At 72.9% G+C, this 16,246-nt stretch carries 16 protein-coding genes and 1 tRNA gene; 5 read left to right on the forward strand and 12 right to left on the reverse strand.

What is annotated here, in order from left to right:
* Window positions 1-10: 10 nt before the first annotated feature.
* Both ABT160_RS12775 and ABT160_RS12780 read right to left on the reverse strand, forming a co-directional pair.
* A complete protein-coding gene (locus ABT160_RS12775; protein ID WP_351646827.1) occupies window positions 11-2,536 on the reverse strand; it encodes an ABC transporter permease in 2,526 nt (841 codons plus the stop codon).
* Between the two features lie 63 nt (window positions 2,537-2,599).
* Window positions 2,600-3,370: an ABC transporter ATP-binding protein gene (locus tag ABT160_RS12780; protein WP_351646829.1), complete on the reverse strand. Its 771-nt coding sequence runs from the start codon at window positions 3,368-3,370 to the stop codon at window positions 2,600-2,602.
* A 417-nt stretch (window positions 3,371-3,787) separates the two neighbouring features.
* Between ABT160_RS12780 and ABT160_RS12785 the strand changes: the two genes are divergently transcribed.
* Window positions 3,788-3,870 (forward strand) — tRNA-Leu (locus ABT160_RS12785).
* 122 nt (window positions 3,871-3,992) lie between these two features.
* Window positions 3,993-4,877: a Bax inhibitor-1/YccA family protein gene (locus ABT160_RS12790; RefSeq protein WP_351646831.1), complete on the forward strand. Its 885-nt coding sequence runs from the start codon at window positions 3,993-3,995 to the stop codon at window positions 4,875-4,877.
* A gap of 167 nt (window positions 4,878-5,044) precedes the next feature.
* Here the strand turns inward: ABT160_RS12790 and ABT160_RS12795 are convergent, their stop codons facing one another.
* The gene (locus ABT160_RS12795; protein WP_351646833.1) at window positions 5,045-5,275 is read right to left on the reverse strand and encodes a DUF4287 domain-containing protein; all 231 of its coding nucleotides are present in this window, start codon (window positions 5,273-5,275) and stop codon (window positions 5,045-5,047) included.
* A 97-nt stretch (window positions 5,276-5,372) separates the two neighbouring features.
* Here ABT160_RS12795 and ABT160_RS12800 point away from each other — a divergent pair, with 97 nt between their 5' ends.
* Window positions 5,373-5,693 carry a hypothetical protein gene (locus ABT160_RS12800; protein WP_351646835.1) on the forward strand — a complete coding sequence of 107 codons (321 nt, stop codon included), beginning with the start codon at window positions 5,373-5,375 and terminating at the stop codon, window positions 5,691-5,693.
* Here the strand turns inward: ABT160_RS12800 and ABT160_RS12805 are convergent.
* The 3 genes from ABT160_RS12805 to ABT160_RS12815 form a co-directional block, all read right to left on the reverse strand.
* Window positions 5,677-6,492 (reverse strand): hypothetical protein, encoded by an 816-nt coding sequence (locus tag ABT160_RS12805; protein WP_502984216.1) that lies wholly within the window; start codon window positions 6,490-6,492, stop codon window positions 5,677-5,679. The genes ABT160_RS12800 and ABT160_RS12805 overlap by 17 nt on opposite strands.
* 232 nt (window positions 6,493-6,724) lie before the next feature.
* On the reverse strand, window positions 6,725-7,945 hold the full coding sequence (locus ABT160_RS12810; RefSeq protein WP_351646838.1) for an acetyl-CoA C-acetyltransferase: 1,221 nt from the start codon (window positions 7,943-7,945) through the stop codon (window positions 6,725-6,727).
* Window positions 7,946-8,137: 192 nt separating this feature from the next.
* Window positions 8,138-9,136, reverse strand: a complete 999-nt coding sequence (locus ABT160_RS12815; protein ID WP_351646840.1) for an SGNH/GDSL hydrolase family protein — start codon at window positions 9,134-9,136, stop codon at window positions 8,138-8,140.
* A 104-nt stretch (window positions 9,137-9,240) separates the two neighbouring features.
* Here ABT160_RS12815 and ABT160_RS12820 point away from each other — a divergent pair, with 104 nt between their 5' ends.
* Window positions 9,241-10,629: a cystathionine beta-synthase gene (locus ABT160_RS12820; RefSeq protein ID WP_351646841.1), complete on the forward strand. Its 1,389-nt coding sequence runs from the start codon at window positions 9,241-9,243 to the stop codon at window positions 10,627-10,629.
* Between the two features lie 245 nt (window positions 10,630-10,874).
* Here ABT160_RS12820 and ABT160_RS12825 read toward each other — a convergent pair whose 3' ends face one another.
* Window positions 10,875-11,297, reverse strand: a complete 423-nt coding sequence (locus ABT160_RS12825) for a hypothetical protein (RefSeq protein WP_351646843.1) — start codon at window positions 11,295-11,297, stop codon at window positions 10,875-10,877.
* Between the two features lie 147 nt (window positions 11,298-11,444).
* Between ABT160_RS12825 and ABT160_RS12830 the strand changes: the two genes are divergently transcribed.
* Complete coding sequence (locus ABT160_RS12830; protein ID WP_351646845.1) at window positions 11,445-12,284, forward strand: MurR/RpiR family transcriptional regulator; 840 nt, start codon at window positions 11,445-11,447, stop codon at window positions 12,282-12,284.
* Window positions 12,285-12,467: 183 nt separating this feature from the next.
* Here the strand turns inward: ABT160_RS12830 and ABT160_RS12835 are convergent, their stop codons facing one another.
* The 5 genes from ABT160_RS12835 to ABT160_RS12855 form a co-directional block, all read right to left on the reverse strand.
* Window positions 12,468-12,842 carry a hypothetical protein gene (locus tag ABT160_RS12835; protein WP_351646847.1) on the reverse strand — a complete coding sequence of 125 codons (375 nt, stop codon included), beginning with the start codon at window positions 12,840-12,842 and terminating at the stop codon, window positions 12,468-12,470.
* Window positions 12,843-12,970: 128 nt separating this feature from the next.
* The gene (locus ABT160_RS12840) at window positions 12,971-13,363 is read right to left on the reverse strand and encodes a roadblock/LC7 domain-containing protein (protein ID WP_351646849.1); all 393 of its coding nucleotides are present in this window, start codon (window positions 13,361-13,363) and stop codon (window positions 12,971-12,973) included.
* A 50-nt stretch (window positions 13,364-13,413) separates the two neighbouring features.
* Window positions 13,414-14,130 carry a transcriptional regulator gene (locus ABT160_RS12845; RefSeq protein WP_351646851.1) on the reverse strand — a complete coding sequence of 239 codons (717 nt, stop codon included), beginning with the start codon at window positions 14,128-14,130 and terminating at the stop codon, window positions 13,414-13,416.
* Window positions 14,127-14,534 carry a roadblock/LC7 domain-containing protein gene (locus ABT160_RS12850; protein WP_351646852.1) on the reverse strand — a complete coding sequence of 136 codons (408 nt, stop codon included), beginning with the start codon at window positions 14,532-14,534 and terminating at the stop codon, window positions 14,127-14,129. Before ABT160_RS12850 ends, ABT160_RS12845 begins: the two co-directional genes overlap by 4 nt.
* Before the next feature lie 281 nt (window positions 14,535-14,815).
* Window positions 14,816-16,156, reverse strand: coding sequence for a type III PLP-dependent enzyme domain-containing protein (locus ABT160_RS12855; protein ID WP_351646854.1), 1,341 nt, complete (start codon window positions 16,154-16,156; stop codon window positions 14,816-14,818).
* Window positions 16,157-16,246: the final 90 nt, after the last annotated feature.

Here is a 16,246-nt window from a genome sequence, read left to right on the forward strand (position 1 = left end):
CGCGCGGCGGCTACTCCGCCTTGATCGCGTTCAGCATGTTCAGCTTCGCGGCGCTGCGGGCCGGCCACATCGCGGCCAGCACGCCCACCAGCGCGGCGAGCAGCAGGAAGACGCCGATGCGGTCCCAGGGGATCACCATCGCGTAGTGCGGGATGGAGTCCTTCACGGTCTGGCCGATCGCCCAGCCCAGGAAGGTGCCCATCGCCACGCCGACCAGGGCGCCGAAGACCGAGATGACCACGGCCTCCAGGCGGATCATGCGCTTCACGCGGGGCCGGTCGAGGCCGATCGCCCGCAGCATCCCGATCTCCTGCTGGCGCTCGAAGACCGACATGGCCAGGGTGTTCACGACGCCCAGGACCGCGATGACCAGGGCCATCGCCAGCAGGCCGTACATGATGTTCAGGAGCATGTTGATCATGCCGCCGAAGGTGTCGCGGATGTCCTGCTTGTCCATCACGCTGATGGCCGGGTTCTTGCCCAGCGCGTCCACCAGGGCCTGCTCGTTGGCGGCCGTCTCGCCGCCCTTCATCTTCACCAGGATCTGCGGCACGTACGGGTCGCTGTCGTGCGCCTTGACCACCGAGAGCGGGGCCGCGACCGAGGACAGCATGTCGTTGCCCTCGTAGACCGCGCCGATGGTCAGCTCGCCGGTCTTGTCGTCGGCGAACTTCACCGGGACCGCCTGGCCGACCTTCCAGCCCTGCTTGCCGGCCGTCTCCCGGTCCACCGCGATGCGGCCCTGGGCCAGCGAGTCCAGCGAGCCCTCGACCGTGGTGACGTTCAGGACCTTGTCCAGGTCGCCCGGGACGACCGCGGTGACCGTCTGGCCGCTGCCGCCGACCTCCGCGTAGGTGTTCTGCTGCGGCATGGCCGCCTCGACGCCCGGGGCCTTGCGCACGGCCGTCAGCGCGGACGGGTCCAGGTTCATGCCCCCAGCCGCCATCTGGATCATGTAGTCGGCCCGGATGTTGTCCGTGGTCGTCTTCTCGATCGCCTGGCCCACCGAGATGCCCAGCACCGACAGGCCGGTGACCAGGGTCAGGCCGATGGCCAGGGCGGAGGCGGTGGCGCCGGTGCGGCGCGGGTTGCGCACCGCGTTCTGCGCGGCCAGCTTGCCGGAGACCCCGAAGCCCTTCACGAGCAGCGGGCGGATCAGCGCGATGACCGGGCGGGACAGCAGCGGGATCAGCACGATCAGGCCGATCAGCGCGAAGAACGCGCCCGCCCCGATGACGTACTTGCCCTCCTTGCCGATGGCGGCGCCGCCCACGATGCCCGCCGCGCCGATCAGGGTGATCACGGCGCCGATGCTGTTGCGCAGCACCAGGGACTTGGTGGTGGCGATCGCGTGGACGCTGCTCATCGCGGCGACCGGCGGGATCCTGGCGGCGCGGCGGCCGGGCAGCCAGGCGGCGATCACGGTGACCAGGACGCCGACGACCAGGCCGGAGACGATCGCGGCGGGGGAGACCACCAGCGGGCCCGCGGGGACCTTCATGCCGAAGGCCGCCATGCCCGAGCGCAGCCCGGCCGCCAGGCCGAGGCCGAGCGCGATGCCGACGACGGACGCCAGGACGCCCACCACCAGGGCCTCCAGGAGGACCGAGCGGGTGATCTGCTTGCGCGAGGCGCCCACGGCGCGCATCAGCGCGAGCTCCTTGGTGCGCTGGGCGACCAGCATGGTGAAGGTGTTGGAGATCAGGAAGACGCCGACGAAGAGCGCGATCCCGGCGAAGGCGAGCAGCATCTGCTTGAGGCCGCTCATGCCCTCGTCGATGGACTTGGCCTCCTCGTCCGCGAGGGCCTTGCCGGTCTTGGCCTCGGCGTCCTTGGGGAGCATCGGCTTGATCTCGGACAGCAGGGTGTCGGCGGAGGCGCCGGGCTTGGCCGTGACCTGGACGTTCGCGAAGTAGCCGGGCTTGAGGTAGAGCTTCTGGGCCACCTCGGTGTCGAAGAGGACCAGGCTGCCGCCCGCGCTCACGCCGCCGTCGTCGGTCGTGTAGACGCCGGCCAGGGTGTACTCCTTCACCGGGCCGTTGGTCGCCACCCGGACCCGGTCGCCGACCTTGTAGTCGCCCTTGGACGCGGTCTCCCGGTCCAGGGCGACCTCGTCCGCCGAGGCGGGGCCGTGGCCCTGGACGAAGGAGTAGCGCTCGTCCTCGCCGTCCGCGCCCGGGGCGAAGTTGGCGCCCTTGTTGGCCCAGCCGGAGCCGATCAGCTTGCCCTTGCCGTCGTCGACACCGGCGAAGCCGTCGACCCGGCCCGCGGCGTGCGCGACGCCGTCAAGGCGGTTGATCTTGTCGACGGTCGCGGCGGGGACGCCGGGTTCCTTCTGGTCCCGCGAGGAGTACGTGGTGACGCCGACGGCGATCTTGTCGTAGCCCTTGGCGGTCTGGCCGCGGAAGGCGTTGGAGAGGGTGTCGGAGAAGACCAGGGTGCCCGAGACGAAGGCGACGCCGAGCATGACGGCGAGGAGGGTCATCAGGAGCCTGGCCTTGTGCGCGAGGACGTTGCGCAAGGCGGTACGGAACATGGGTGTCTTCTCAGTCCTGGGTACGGGGGCCGGGGCGGGCGCGGACGTGGGGAGGCCGAGGCCTCAGCTGGTGCGGCCCTTGGCGTCGAAGGCCTTCATGCGGTCGAGGACGCCGTCCGCCGTCGGGCTGAGCATCTCGTCGACGATCCGGCCGTCGGCGAGGAAGACCACGCGGTCCGCGTAGGAGGCGGCCACCGGGTCGTGGGTGACCATCACGACGGTCTGGCCGAGCTCGCGCACCGAGTTGCGCAGGAAGCCGAGCACCTCGGCGCCGGAGCGCGAGTCCAGGTTGCCGGTCGGCTCGTCGCCGAAGATGATCTCGGGCCGGGAGGCCAGGGCGCGGGCCACGGCGACGCGCTGCTGCTGGCCGCCGGAGAGCTGGGCGGGGCGGTGCGAGAGGCGGCCGGAGAGGCCGATCATGTCGATGACCTGCTGGACCCACTGCTTGTCCGGCTTGCGGCCCGCGATGTCCATGGGCAGCGTGATGTTCTCGTACGCCGTGAGGGTGGGCAGCAGGTTGAAGGCCTGGAAGATGAAGCCGATCTTGTCCCGGCGCAGCTGGGTGAGCTGCTTGTCCTTGAGCGAGCCGAGCTCGGTCTCGCCGATGCGCACCGAGCCGGAGCTGAAGCTGTCCAGGCCGGCCACGCAGTGCATCAGGGTCGACTTGCCGGAGCCCGAGGGCCCCATGATCGCGGTGAACTCGCCCTGGCGGAAGTCGACGGTGACGCGGTCCAGGGCGACCACCTGGGTCTCGCCCTGGCCGTACACCTTGGACAGCTCCTGGGCACGGGCGGCCACCGCGGTGGTGCGGTAGGCGGCGGAGGTGGTGGTCACGAGGGGGCGCTCCTGTGGGTCGGCTGGCTGTTCTCGGGGACCACTCCATCCTCTGCGCCGCACGGGCCCGGGTCGTCCGTCCCCGTGCCCGTTCCCGGGACAGCCTGGAGTCGGACCGGGAGGGACGGCCCTCCTCCTGAGGTATGACGGCGACCCCGAGGCGGCGGGGTCGCGGCGGGGGCCGCTCGAAACCGGTTGGAGGCCCGGTTTATCCGGGCTTGGGAGGGCGGCGACTTTCCGTCATTCCCGTGTTCGCGACTTTGCGGGCGCGGACCCCTCCCAAAGCACCCGGAACCCTCGCGACCTGGGCTGACACACCCTCAGGCGTCAATAAAATAAGACAACATCGGGCCAGTGTTCCGCTGATCGGGGGATGCGTCCCGGATAGGCTCATTGCCAACGCGGACCGCGCGCCGAGCCCGGATGGTGGAATGCAGACACGGCGAGCTTAAACCTCGCTGCCCCGCGTGGGCGTGCCGGTTCGAGTCCGGCTCCGGGCACGTCCTCCGCAGGTGCGGAGGGCGGCGGTTCACCGAAGATCCTCCCCAGGCACTAGGGTGTTTCTTTTGCTCTCCCATTACTCTTGAGCCAAGGCCGCAGTGGGCGGCCATGGAGGAGTGAGATGAGGAGCAGTAACCCGGTCTTCTCGCGACGGGGGTTCAGCCGCGACAACGGCGGCTACGCGGGCTTCAACGCGCAGCAGCCGCAGGCCGGGGGCCCCGCCGTCGGAACGAACCCGTACGCGACGAACCCGTACGCGACCAACCCCTACGCGCAGCAGGACGCCCAGCTGGGCGCCCCGGGACAGGCCCCGGCCCGCTCCGGCGCGATGACCATCGACGACGTGGTGAGCCGTACGGCGATCACGCTCGGCACGGTCTTCGTGACCGCGGTCCTGGCCTGGCTGCTGCTGCCGGTCGACCCGGCCAACCTGAACAAGTCGTACGGCATCGGCATCGGCGCGGCCCTGGTCGCCTTCGTGCTGGCCATGGTCCAGTCGTTCAAGCGCAAGCCGGTCCCCGCGCTGATCCTGGGCTACGCGGCCTTCGAGGGCGTCTTCCTCGGCGTGATCTCCAGCGCCGTCTCGACGTACGTGACGGCGGGCGCGGTCCCGCAGGCGGTGCTCGGCACCATGGCGGTCTTCGCCGGCGTGCTCGTGGCGTACAAGGCGGGCTGGATCCGCGTCAACCGCCGCTTCTACGGCTTCGTGATGGCGGCGGCGCTCGGCTTCGTGCTGCTGATGGCCGTGAACGCGCTGTTCGCGATCTTCGGCGGCGGTGACGGCCTGGGCTTCCGCAGCGGCGGCCTCGGCATCGTGTTCGGCATCATCGGCATCATCCTCGGTGCCTGCTTCCTCGCCCTGGACTTCAAGCAGGTCGAGGACGGCATCACCTACGGCGCTCCGCGCGAGGAGTCCTGGCTGGCGGCCTTCGGCCTCACCATGACCCTGGTCTGGATCTACCTGGAGTTCCTGCGGCTGATCTCGATCCTGCAGGGCGACGACTAGCGGGTCGTCCCGGCGCGGTAAGGCGCAGTACGCAGTACGTCCCGCGCGAGCGGGGGAAGGGCCCGTCCGGCAGCCGCCGGGCGGGCCCTTCCGCGTGCTCTCGGTGTTCCCGGTCCTTCCAGGTCGTGGCGACGGTCGTCGCCGGGTGAGGGGGAGCCGGAGGGGGCCTACAGCAGCTTGCGGGCGGCCCGCCTCAGGTCGTACTCGTGGACGATCGCCTTCGCGTGTCCGTACGCGAGATCGTGTTCGCCCCGGAGCCAGCTGACCTTCTCCTCGAAGCGCACGAGGGAAGGGCCTTCCTCGACGGTGCGGATCCAGTCGGACACCTCACGACCGGTGCAATGGGGGATGCGGGAGAGCAGGTTGCGATGGGTCTCTTCGGAGAAGACTTGGGACATCGGCGCCTCCGGTTCTCACGGTGCTGGTCCTTCACTGCACCGTGCCTGAGCGTTCGCCCGTTGGCAACAGTCCCCGGACGGCGCATAGGGTCGCGGAGTGCTTGATACGAGTGGACTGACGGCCGCGGTGGAGCGGCTGGCCGACCGGCTGCGGGCCGCCCCGCAGAGCCGTCTGCAGCGCGGTACGGCGGCCGGCGCACTGGCCCTGGCCAGGGAGTTGTCCGCGCGCGCCCAGCGCCTGGAGGCGCCCGGGGAGCCCGTGCGGACCATGCCGGACGCGGGCGTCTTCGCCGTCGGTGACCAACTCGTGGTCGCCGGAAACGATTTGGCGCAGGTCCTGCGAACGGCCCCGGCCGGCTCCGGTGCGGAGCTGGACGAGGCCGTGCGACTGGTGGCGGACGCTACAGCGAGGCTATGACGCGGTCCGCCAGGATGTAGACGTTCTCCTCGGCGGCCCCGCCGCAGGAGAAGGTCAGCGCGTAGGCGCCGGACACCCCGGAGCCGCCCAGCAGGACCGGGGCGTGCCCGGCGCGCAGCGCCTCGGCGAGCTTCTCGGCCGTCTCGCGGTGGCCCGGGGTCATGCACAGGGTGGTGCCGTCGGCGAAGACGTACACGTCGAGGGTGCCCAGCGGGCCCGGCCGGACGTCGGTGAGCGCGGTGCCGGTCTCGGCCAGCTCCTGCAGCCGGGACACGGTGCGCTCGTGGTCGGTCACCACGGGCGTCTGCACCGGCACGAAGTCCGGGTGCGAGGGGTGGCGGCGGCGGGCGGCGGCCAGCTCCGGGGAGTCGCCCTCGTGGCCGTCCACGGCCTCCTCGAGCTCCGCCAGGTCCATGGCGTCCATCGCGTCCAGGCCCAGCGCCTCCAGGCCCGCGAAGTCCGCCTGGCGCGGTACGAAGTAGGGGGCGTCGTCGCCGGTGACCCCGAGCAGGGACGGCGCGTCGGCGGCGTCACGGGCCTCCTGGGCGGCCCAGAAGGCCCTGGCCTCGGCGAGCTCGCGCTCGCGCTCCTCGGCCAGCGCCTCGGCGACGGCGGCGCGGATCTCCGCCGTGTCCGCGGCCTCGGCGCGGGCGTGCGGGACCGCGGCCCGGGCCTCGCGGGCCGCGACGAGCTCCTCGCGCAGGGCCCCGACCTGGCGGCGCAGCCCGTGGGCGGCGTGCAGGGCGGCGGCGCCCACGGCCGTGGCAGCGGCCGTGGTCACGAGGAGGGCAAGAGACATGGCGCTCACTGACGTTCTCCCGGTTCCATAGTTCCCCCGACTTCCTACCTCAGCTTGTCGTGGGACCTCGCCCGCTGTCAGTGCATAACGTCACGAATTGGACAGGTCTTTCGGCCTGGTGTTTAGTCCTGGCAAGGCTACGACCTGCGCAAATGAATCTCCCCCAGGAGATTGGTCACATCCTGGGGGAGATTCGGTCACGGCCTGGACGCGGAGGGCCCGGCCGCGGGGCTCAGCTCAGGCGCTCGATCACCATCGCCATGCCCTGGCCGCCGCCCACGCACATGGTCTCCACGCCGAACTGCTTGTCGTGGAACCGCAGCGAGTTGATCAGCGTGCCGGTGATCCGGGCGCCGGTCATGCCGAAGGGGTGGCCGACGGCGATGGCGCCGCCGTTGACGTTCAGCTTCTCCATCGGGATGCCGAGGTCGCGCTGGGACGGGATCACCTGGGCGGCGAACGCCTCGTTGATCTCGAACAGGTCGATGTCGTCCACGGACAGGTTCGCCCGCTTCAGCGCCTGCTTCGTGGCCTCCACCGGGCCCAGGCCCATGATCTCCGGGGACAGGCCGCTGACGCCGGTCGAGACGATCCGCGCCAGCGGGGTCAGGCCGAGCTCGCGGGCCTTGGTGTCGCTCATGATCACCAGGGCGGCGGCGCCGTCGTTGAGCGGGCAGCAGTTGGCCGCGGTGACCAGGCCGTCGGGGCGGAAGACCGGCTTGAGGCCCGCCACGCCCTCCATGGTGACGCCCGCGCGGGGGCCGTCGTCCTTGGAGACCACGGTGCCGTCGGGGAGCGTCACCGGGGTGATCTCGCGCTCCCAGAAGCCGTTCTTCAGGGCCTCCTCGGCGAGGTTCTGCGACCGTACGCCGAACTCGTCCATGTCCTGGCGCGTCACGCCCTTGAGGCGGGCCAGGTTCTCGGCGGTCTGCCCCATCGCGATGTACGCGTCCGGGACCAGGCCGTCCTCGCGCGGGTCGTGCCAGTCGGTCCCGGTCTGCTCGGCGCGCGCCGCGGTGCGGGCCTCGGCCTCGGCGAACAGCGAGTTGTGGGTGTCGGGCCAGGAGTCGGAGTTGCCCTTGGCGAACCGGGACACCATCTCCACGCCCGCGGAGACGAAGACGTCGCCCTCGCCGGCCTTGATGGCGTGCAGCGCCATCCGGGAGGTCTGGAGCGAGGAGGAGCAGTAGCGGGTGACCGTACAGCCCGGCAGGTGGTCCATGCCCATCTGCACGGCGACGATGCGCCCCAGGTTGTTGCCCTGCTCGCCGCCGGGCAGGCCGCAGCCGAGCATCAGGTCGTCGATGTCGCGCGGGTCCAGCTCGGGGACCTTGGCGAGAGCTGTCTGGATGATCGTGGCCGTCAGGTCGTCGGGGCGCAGGTCCTTGAGCGACCCCTTGAAGGCGCGGCCGATGGGGGAGCGGGCGGTGGAGACGATCACGGCTTCGGGCATGAGGGGCTCCAGACGGGAGGGGCGGCGCGCAGCGCCTCGTTGAGGGGCGGTGGCCGGGAGACGGGTGGGCGGGGGCAGGGCTTTTGTGAAGTTACCTGCACGTAGAGCAGAGGTCACCGCCTGGGACGTGTGACGCGGGCCTCTTTTCTAAGCGAGCGCTCAGTCCTGCCCCCGGTATTCCCGGAGCGGCCCTCAGGCCGGGCTCGCCCCCTCCGCCACCGGGTCCGGGGCCGCCGTCAGCCGCCGGCGCCTGCGGTGCTTGAGCAGGGCCCAGGGGGCCCGGGCCCCCGTGACCTCCGTACCGCCCTGCTTGACGGCCGTGGCCGCCGCCTTGGCGACCGTCAGCATGCCCTCGTCGCGGTCCGCCTCCAGGCGGTCCGCCTCCGGCCACAGCCCGAGCGCCGCGCAGACCGTCGGCAGGACGGCCATCGCGGCGGTCGCGTACCCCTCGGCCGACGGGTGGTAGTTGTCCACCGCGAACATCTCGCGCGGGTTCGCCGCGAACTCCGGGCCCAGCAGGTCGCCCAGCGACACCGTGCGCCCGCCCTGCTCGACCACCACGATCGTCTGGGCCGCCGCCAGCTGCCGGGAGGCCCGGCGGGCCAGCCAGCGCAGTGGCTGCGGCACCTGCTCCACGGTGCCCAGGTCGGGACAGGTGCCCACGACCACCTCGGCGCCCGCGGTGCGCAGCCGCCGCACGGCCCCCGACAGGTGGCGCACCGACTCGGTCGGCGGCATCCGGTGCGTGACGTCGTTGGCGCCGATCATCAGCACGCACACGTCCGGCGGCACCGCGGGGGCCGCGAGCAGCAGCGAGACCTGGCGGTCCAGGTCGTCGGAGCGGGCCCCGGGCAGCGCGACGTTGCGCAGCTCCACCGGGCGCTCGGCGACCGCCGCCAGCCCGGAGGCGAGCAGGGCGCCGGGGGTGTGGCCGGGGCGGCGCACGCCCTGTCCGGCCGCCGTGGAATCGCCCAGAAGAGCGAGCCGCAGAGGGTCCAGACCGCCGTACGCGGTGCCGTACCGACCGTCGGCGCTCGGCGGTACGGGCGCGATCGAACCGCCCACCGAGCGCCTGGCCATCGCCGCCTCGGCGAGCAGGACGCCCACCGCCGCGGCGCCCAGCAGTCCGATGCTCCCGCCGCCGTACGCCGCGCCCGCGGCGATCCGCCGTGCCACCCTCGCCCTTGACATAGGGGCAGCCACCTCCTTCAGGCCGTACACCAGCTAACTGCCCCGTAGTCGAGCCCCACTACGCATACGCTGGCGGCACCATTACGGAGACCCCGGAGAATACGGTGCAATTCCACGACTCGATGATCAGCCTCGTCGGCAACACCCCGCTGGTGAAGCTCAACAACGTCACAACGGGCCTGCGGGCGACCGTCCTGGCCAAGGTCGAGTACTTCAACCCGGGCGGGTCGGTCAAGGACCGCATCGCCCTGCGCATGATCGAGGCGGCCGAGCAGAGCGGCGCCCTGCGGCCCGGCGGCACCATCGTCGAGCCGACCTCCGGAAACACCGGGGTCGGCCTGGCGATCGTGGCCCAGCAGAAGGGCTACAAGTGCATCTTCGTCTGCCCCGACAAGGTGTCCACGGACAAGATCAACGTCCTGCGGGCCTACGGCGCGGAGGTCGTCGTCTGCCCGACGGCCGTCGACCCCGAGCATCCGGACTCGTACTACAACGTCTCCGACCGCCTGGTGCGCGAGACGCCGGGCGCCTGGAAGCCGGACCAGTACTCGAACCCGAACAACCCCCGTTCGCACTACGAGACGACCGGTCCCGAGCTCTGGGAGCAGACCGAGGGGAAGATCACCCACTTCGTCGCGGGCGTCGGCACCGGGGGCACCATCTCCGGCACCGGCCGCTACCTCAAGGAGGTCAGCGAGGGCCGGGTGAAGGTCATCGGCGCGGACCCGGAGGGCTCGGTCTACTCCGGCGGCTCCGGCCGCCCCTACCTGGTCGAGGGCGTCGGCGAGGACTTCTGGCCCACCGCCTACGACCAGGACGTCACGGACCGGATCGTCGCGGTCTCCGACAAGGACTCCTTCCAGATGACCCGGCGCCTGGCCAAGGAGGAGGGCCTGCTGGTCGGCGGCTCCTGCGGGATGGCCGTGGTGGGCGCCCTCGAGGTCGCCAAGGAGCTCGGCCCGGACGACGTGGTGGTCGTGCTGCTGCCCGACAGCGGCCGCGGCTACCTGTCGAAGATCTTCAACGACGAGTGGATGGCCGACTACGGCTTCCTGGAGGACTCCGGCCCGTCCGCCAACGTCGGCGACGTGCTGCGCGACAAGGAGGGCGGGCGGATCCCCAGCCTGGTGCACATGCACCCGGAGGAGACCGTCGGCCAGGCCATCGAGGTGCTGCGCGAGTACGGCGTCTCGCAGATGCCGATCGTCAAGCCGGGCGCCGGGCACCCCGACGTGATGGCCGCCGAGGTCATCGGCTCGGTCGTGGAGCGCGAGCTGCTGGACGCGCTGTTCGCCCAGCGCGCCTCGCTGGAGGACCCGCTGGAGAAGCACATGTGCGAGCCGCTGCCGCAGGTCGGCTCCGGCGAGCCGGTGGCGGACCTGATGGCGGTGCTGGGCCGGGCCGACGCGGCGATCGTGCTGGTCGAGGGCAAGCCGACCGGGGTGGTCAGCCGCCAGGACCTGCTGGCGTTCCTGGCCAAGTCCGGCAGGTGACGGGCGCGGGGGCCGGGTTCGCGCAAACGGTACGGGAGCGACACGTACCGGCAGCACCCGCTTAACACGGCTCCTGCACAGTGGTGGTTGTCGGCGTCACGGACTTCCGGAGCGGCTCCCGGACCTCCCTCGACGCCCAGGACGCGCCTTCGGCCCTGACCCGGACCGCGTCCCTCGCGGGGACCGCCGTCGTCCCGCCCCCCTTCACGGGGGTGCGGCGGTCCCCGCGCAACACTTCCGGGCCCTCAGTCCTCCCAGTCGGGGGCGGGCCCGCGCTCCTTGTGGCGGGCCCACGGCCAGCCGCGGGCGGCGTGCACGGCGTTGACGCCGACGATGCCCAGCCAGCTGACGACCAGGCCCTCCATCCCGGCGTTCACCGCGCCGATCGCCGACAGCGGCACGGCGAGGACCAGCGAGACCGCGGCGAAGCCGAAGCGCTCGCCGAATCCGGAGCCGGGGCGTGCCTCGGGCCGGCCGCCGCGGGCCACGGCCACCTGGCGCTCGGCCAGGTGGCGGCGCACGCGCCGGTCGATGGTGGAGTCCATGCGCTGCTCGACCTTCTCCAGGAAGGACTCGATCAGCGCGGACTCGTACTCCGTGCCCAGCTCGCGCCGGGCGTGCAGGGTGGCGTCGAGCTCCTTGGTGAGCTCCGGGTCGCGGGCGTCCATGGAGGCCACGGTACGGAGCGCGGGGCCCCGGGTCAGTGGGGCTAGCCCCCTTCTTCAGGGTCCTGCGGGCCTCCCCACTTGCCCGCCTGCATACGCTCATGCAGAGTTCTTCCTTACTGAATAACCCAGGGAGGGACGGGCCGACCCATGAGCGAGAGCAGCACCCCCGCCGCACGGCTGCAGGGGCTCTTCGAGGGGCACCGGCTCACCCCGACCCAGCGGCGCATCGCGCACTGCATGGTGCGCAGGGCCGCCGACGTCCCCTTCCTGTCCAGCGTGGAGCTGGCCGAACTGGCCGGGGTCAGCCAGCCCTCCGTGACCCGCTTCGCGGTGGCCCTCGGCTTCGACGGCTACCCGGCGCTGCGCAAGCACCTGCGCGACGTGGCACCGGCCGGGCCCGCCGACGCCGGGGCGCCCAACGAGTACCAGCAGGCCGTCCAGGCCGAGATCGAGAACCTCCGCCACCTCGCCGGACTGCTCGCCGACCCGGCGCCGGTCGAGCGCGCGGGCCGGCTGCTCGCCGCCTCCCGCCCGCTGCCCGTGCTCGGCCTGCGCGCCGCGTCCTCCCAGGCCCGCGGCTTCGGCTACTTCGCGGCCAAGGTCCACCCCGACGTCCGGCTGCTGGACGAGGGCGGCTCCATGCTGGCCGACCGGATCGACGCGGCGGCCCGGGCCGGGGCCACCGCCCTGCTCTGCTTCGCCCTGCCCCGCCACCCGCGCGAGGTCGTCGACGCCCTGGCCCACGCCCGCGCGGTCGGCCTGACCGTGGTCACGGTCGCCGACTCGGCCTTCGCCCCGGTCGCCCGCCACAGCGACCTGCTGATCCCGGCCGCCGTCGGCACGGGCCTGGCCTTCGACACGGCCTGCGCCCCGATGCTCCTGGGCCGGGTCCTGCTGGAGGCCATGTGCGACCACATCCCGGACGCCCAGTCCCGCCTGGAGGACTTCGACGCGGGGGCGGCGGCGCGCGGGCTGTTCGTGGAGTAGCCGCACGGGCGACGCCGCGCCCCCCCGGGGGGCGGGGACCGCCCCGCGGGCCCGCCGCCCCCCCCCGCCCCCCCCGCCGCACAGCGCCCGGGGGGCGCCGCCGCCGGGCCTGTTCTGCGAGCCCCCCCCGGGCCCCCCCCCCGCCCCTCGGGGGCGCGGCGTCGCTGACGGGGGCCGGGTCGGTCAGAGTTCCAGCTCGGCCTCGATCTTCTTGAGCTGGTGCCGGGCCATCGCCAGGTTCGCCCGGTCCTTGTCGAGGGCCAGGTAGAGGAAGAGCCCGTTGTTCCCCCGGCCCTTGAGCAGCCGGATCAGGTGGTACTGGGTGCCCAGCGTGATCAGGATGTCCTCGATCTCGTCCTTCAGGCCGAGGTGCTCCATGGTGCGCACCTTGGCGCGCACCACGTCGGTGTTGCCGGCCGCGGCCACGTTCAGGTCGAGTTCCTTGCCGCCGCCGATGGTGCCCAGGGCCATGCCGCTGGTGTAGTCGACGAGGGCGGCCCCGACCGCGCCGTCGATGATGGTGGTGGCTTCCTTGAGTGCGGTTTCCGCGTTCGCCATGGTGATCGCTCTTCCTTTTCTGCGGTTCTTCCTGGGTGTTCTTCTCGCCTGCGGTCGTCCCGCGTGGGGGTTTCCTGGGTGGGGGTCTTCTGCCTGGGTGTTTCCCGCGTGGGGGGAAGGTGTGCTGGTCAGGCGTGCTCCAGGCGTTCGAGGGCGTGGTCGACGAGCTCGCCGATCCGGGCGCCGGAGCGGCGCGCCTCCAAGTGGAGGCGGCCCACGTTGATGCGCTCCTGGGCGAGCAGGGTCAGCACCGCGCTGTTCCCGGCCGCGTACGTGGCCACGTAGCCCCGCTCGCCGCGGATGAGCAGCTCCCGGAACCCGCCCCGGTCGGTGGCGTCGGCGAGCCTCAGGGCCACGCCGAGCGCGGCGGCGGTGAGGGCGGCGACGCCCTCGGCCTCCACGTCCGCGGTGTCCTGGGCGAGCACGAGGCCGTCGGCGGTGGCGGCCAGCACACCGGTGAGCTGCGGGAGCCGGGCCCTGAGGCGGCGCAGTTCGCCGAGCACCTCGGTCTCTGCCGTCATGAGCTGTCTCCTCTCGGCGCGCAGTTCGGCGCGCAGTCTGAGGGCGCGTTTCACAGGTGGGCCTCCAGGGCGTCGCGGAGTCTGCGGAGCAGGGCGATGTCCGGGTCCTCGGGAGCGGGGAGCCCGGCGATCCAGGCGGGCAGCACGGGCCCGGTGTCCGCGTCGTCCGGGGTGTCGACCAGCCCGGCCGCCGCCATCCGCCGCACCTCCAGGAGCGTGTGGAAGGCGGGGCGCCCCAGCCGCCGGGCGATCCCGGCCGGGTCGAGCAGCCCGTCGGCGCACTCCAGGACGGCCTGCTGGCGGCGGGTGACGCGCTGGCCGGGCGGCAGCTCGCGGGGCAGCACCGGCGCGGTGTCCAGGGCCGGGTAGGGCCAGGTCCGATCGAGCAGCTCGCGGCGCCGGGCGCACTCGCGCTCCACGGCCCCGGCCGACACCGGGTGGGCGCCGTCGCCCCGGCCGCCCACTACTCCGTACCGGAAGCGGGTGGGCGCGCTGCCGGGGGCGAGCGCGAAGTAGGCGGCGTCGAAGAGGGCGCCGAGCCGGCAGACCTCGCGCGCGCCCTGGGTGAGCACCCCGGGGGCGATCCGTCCGGCGGCGGTGAGCAGCAGGTCGAGCGCGGGCGAGAAGGGGCTCTCCGCGTGCACGACCGCCCCGTCGGCCAGCCACAGCGTGCCGGTGGGCCGGGACAGGGTGCCGGTGGCCCGCTCGCCCGCGAGGCGCAGCAGCATCGGGGAGAGGGCGGGTCCCGTGGGGGCGGGCGCGGTCATCCGAGGACCAGCCGTTCGGCCAGTTCCCGCAGGCGTATCCGGGCCAGGGCGAGGTTGCCGGTGTCGCGGTCGAGCCAGACGTGCAGGAAGACGCTGCTGTCGAAGGCGGTCTCGACGAAGCGCAGGACGTGGAAGCCGGTGCGCCCGGTGACGATGAGGTCCTCGACCGGCGGGCCCTTGTGGCCGGGGCCGTCGGTGCTGTCGGGACCGTCGGGCGCGAAGGCGGGGAACTCGGCGGCGACGCGGGCCAGTTCGGCGGTCTCCGCGGCGTTCGCCTCGTGGTCGCCGTCGGGTGCCTCGCCGACGGTGCCCAGGGCGAGGCCGCTGGTCCAGTCGACGAGGGCGGCGCCGCGCGCGCCCGGCAGCCGCATGGCTTCGAGCAGACATTCGTCGATACCGGGCACGCGTACCTCCCCTCCCCAGGGCCGGTGTGCGCGAGACGCTACGCAAGGTGGTGGGGGAGGACGGGAGTTCTGGCATTTTCCATCGGAACATGCCCCGGATCGTTCGAAGCGTGGGGTGAACTGCTCGATCAGGAGCGACGGGGGATCGGAACCGATCGGAACTGGTCGGGTCCACCCGGTGGCCGCCGCCGCGCCCGCTCCCGCGTCAACCCGGCGCCCCGGGACGCCCCCGGAGGGTCACGCCCGCCGCGTCGCACCAGCGCGTGGACGTGACCGCCGCGTCACACCAGCGCGTCGGCGTGCCCGCCGCCCGCCTCCGCCACGATCTCCGCCACCGTCTGCGCCTCCCGCATGGTGGCGAACCGCACGCCGCCCGCCGCCTCCGGGTCCTCCGCGAAGCCGTGCACCCCCGGCCTCGGCAGCGAGTTGTAGGCGTAGTGGGTGGCGAAGTAGTACGCGCCGGTGTCCAGCGCCGCCACCAGGTCGCCCTGCTCCAGGAGCGGCAGCGGGCGGCCCGCCGCGAGCAGGTCGCCGGCGAAGCAGGCGGGCCCGGCCACGTCCTGGACCACCTCTGGCCCCTCCTTGGGCGTCCCGTCCGGGCCGTAGGCGGCGATCCGCAGCGGCCAGGACGCCGGGTCGTAGACGGTACGGGTGGCCAGCTGGGCGCCCGCGTGCGTGACCGCGATCGGCCGCCCGCCCGCGCTCTTCGCGTACTCCACCCGGGACAGCACGGTCCCGTGCTTGGCCAGCAGCGACCGGCCGAACTCGGTGACCAGGCCGTAGCGCCCGTCGCGCAGTCCGGGCACGGCCCCGGCGAGCAGCCGGGCGTAGTCGGCGAAGGCCGGGGTCTCGGCGTCGGAGGCGAAGTTCACCGGCAGCCCGCCGCCGATGTCCAGGGTGTCGACCTGGCGCCGCCCGGCCTTGGCGTTGACCTCCTCGGCCAGCTCGAAGGCGGCGCGCACGCCCTCGGCCATCAGGGCCAGGGGGACGCCCTGGGAGCCGGTGTGGGTGTGCAGCCGGGTCAGCCAGGGGCGGTCGAGGAAGGCCCGCACCACGAAGTCCCTGGCGCCCTCGTCGCGCAGGGCGACGCCGAACTTGGAGGTGGCGGTCGCGGTGGACAGCGCGCCGATGGCGCCCGCGCCCACCTGGGGGTTGACCCGCAGGCCCAGCGGCGAGGAGGTGGGCGCGGAGGCCACCAGGGCGTCCAGGCGGGCCAGCTCCTGGGGGTTGTCGGCGTTGACCGCGATGCCCAGGGCGAGGGCCTCGCGCAGCTCGGCGGGGGTCTTGGCGGGGGAGTCCAGGACGGTGCGGGAGGGCGGCACCCCGGCGGCCCGGGCCAGCGCCAGCTCGCCGGGGCTGGCCACCTCGGCGCCCAGGCCGCAGGCGTGCAGCAGGCGCAGCACGGGCACCAGCGGGCACGCCTTGACCGCGAAGGCGTGCAGCACGGGGGCGGGCGAGAGGTCCGCGAAGGCCGCGCGCAGGGACGCGCAGGAGGCGCGGACCCCGGCGGTGTCGAGGAGGGCGACGACGGGGCGGCCGGGGCCGACCAGGCCCTGGGAGACGGCCGCCCGCACGGCGAGGTCGCGGCGGCGCGCCGCCGGGGAAGCGCTTTCCGTAGCCATGTCCGCAAGCCAATCACCGCGCGCGGCCCGGCGCAGCTGTTGACTACAAGTATTCAGGCATCCAGGATGTGAATGACAAGACGTCACCAA

It is taken from the genome of Streptomyces sp. NPDC001941, from assembly GCF_040296945.1.
Lineage (GTDB): Bacteria > Actinomycetota > Actinomycetes > Streptomycetales > Streptomycetaceae > Streptomyces.

What these genes read in the sequence shown, in the direction of transcription:
- ABT160_RS12790 (WP_351646831.1), top strand. Translation starts at nt 3,993, where the DNA reads ATGAGGAGCAGTAACCCGGTCTTCTCGCGACGGGGGTTCAGCCGCGAC.
- ABT160_RS12845 (WP_351646851.1), bottom strand. Translation starts at nt 14,130, where the DNA reads ATGACCGCGCCCGCCCCCACGGGACCCGCCCTCTCCCCGATGCTGCTG.
- ABT160_RS12775 (WP_351646827.1), bottom strand. Translation starts at nt 2,536, where the DNA reads ATGTTCCGTACCGCCTTGCGCAACGTCCTCGCGCACAAGGCCAGGCTC.
- ABT160_RS12805 (WP_502984216.1), bottom strand. Translation starts at nt 6,492, where the DNA reads ATGTCTCTTGCCCTCCTCGTGACCACGGCCGCTGCCACGGCCGTGGGC.
- ABT160_RS12840 (WP_351646849.1), bottom strand. Translation starts at nt 13,363, where the DNA reads ATGACGGCAGAGACCGAGGTGCTCGGCGAACTGCGCCGCCTCAGGGCC.
- ABT160_RS12825 (WP_351646843.1), bottom strand. Translation starts at nt 11,297, where the DNA reads ATGGACGCCCGCGACCCGGAGCTCACCAAGGAGCTCGACGCCACCCTG.
- ABT160_RS12815 (WP_351646840.1), bottom strand. Translation starts at nt 9,136, where the DNA reads ATGTCAAGGGCGAGGGTGGCACGGCGGATCGCCGCGGGCGCGGCGTAC.
- ABT160_RS12835 (WP_351646847.1), bottom strand. Translation starts at nt 12,842, where the DNA reads ATGGCGAACGCGGAAACCGCACTCAAGGAAGCCACCACCATCATCGAC.
- ABT160_RS12855 (WP_351646854.1), bottom strand. Translation starts at nt 16,156, where the DNA reads ATGGCTACGGAAAGCGCTTCCCCGGCGGCGCGCCGCCGCGACCTCGCC.
- ABT160_RS12810 (WP_351646838.1), bottom strand. Translation starts at nt 7,945, where the DNA reads ATGCCCGAAGCCGTGATCGTCTCCACCGCCCGCTCCCCCATCGGCCGC.
- ABT160_RS12830 (WP_351646845.1), top strand. Translation starts at nt 11,445, where the DNA reads ATGAGCGAGAGCAGCACCCCCGCCGCACGGCTGCAGGGGCTCTTCGAG.
- ABT160_RS12795 (WP_351646833.1), bottom strand. Translation starts at nt 5,275, where the DNA reads ATGTCCCAAGTCTTCTCCGAAGAGACCCATCGCAACCTGCTCTCCCGC.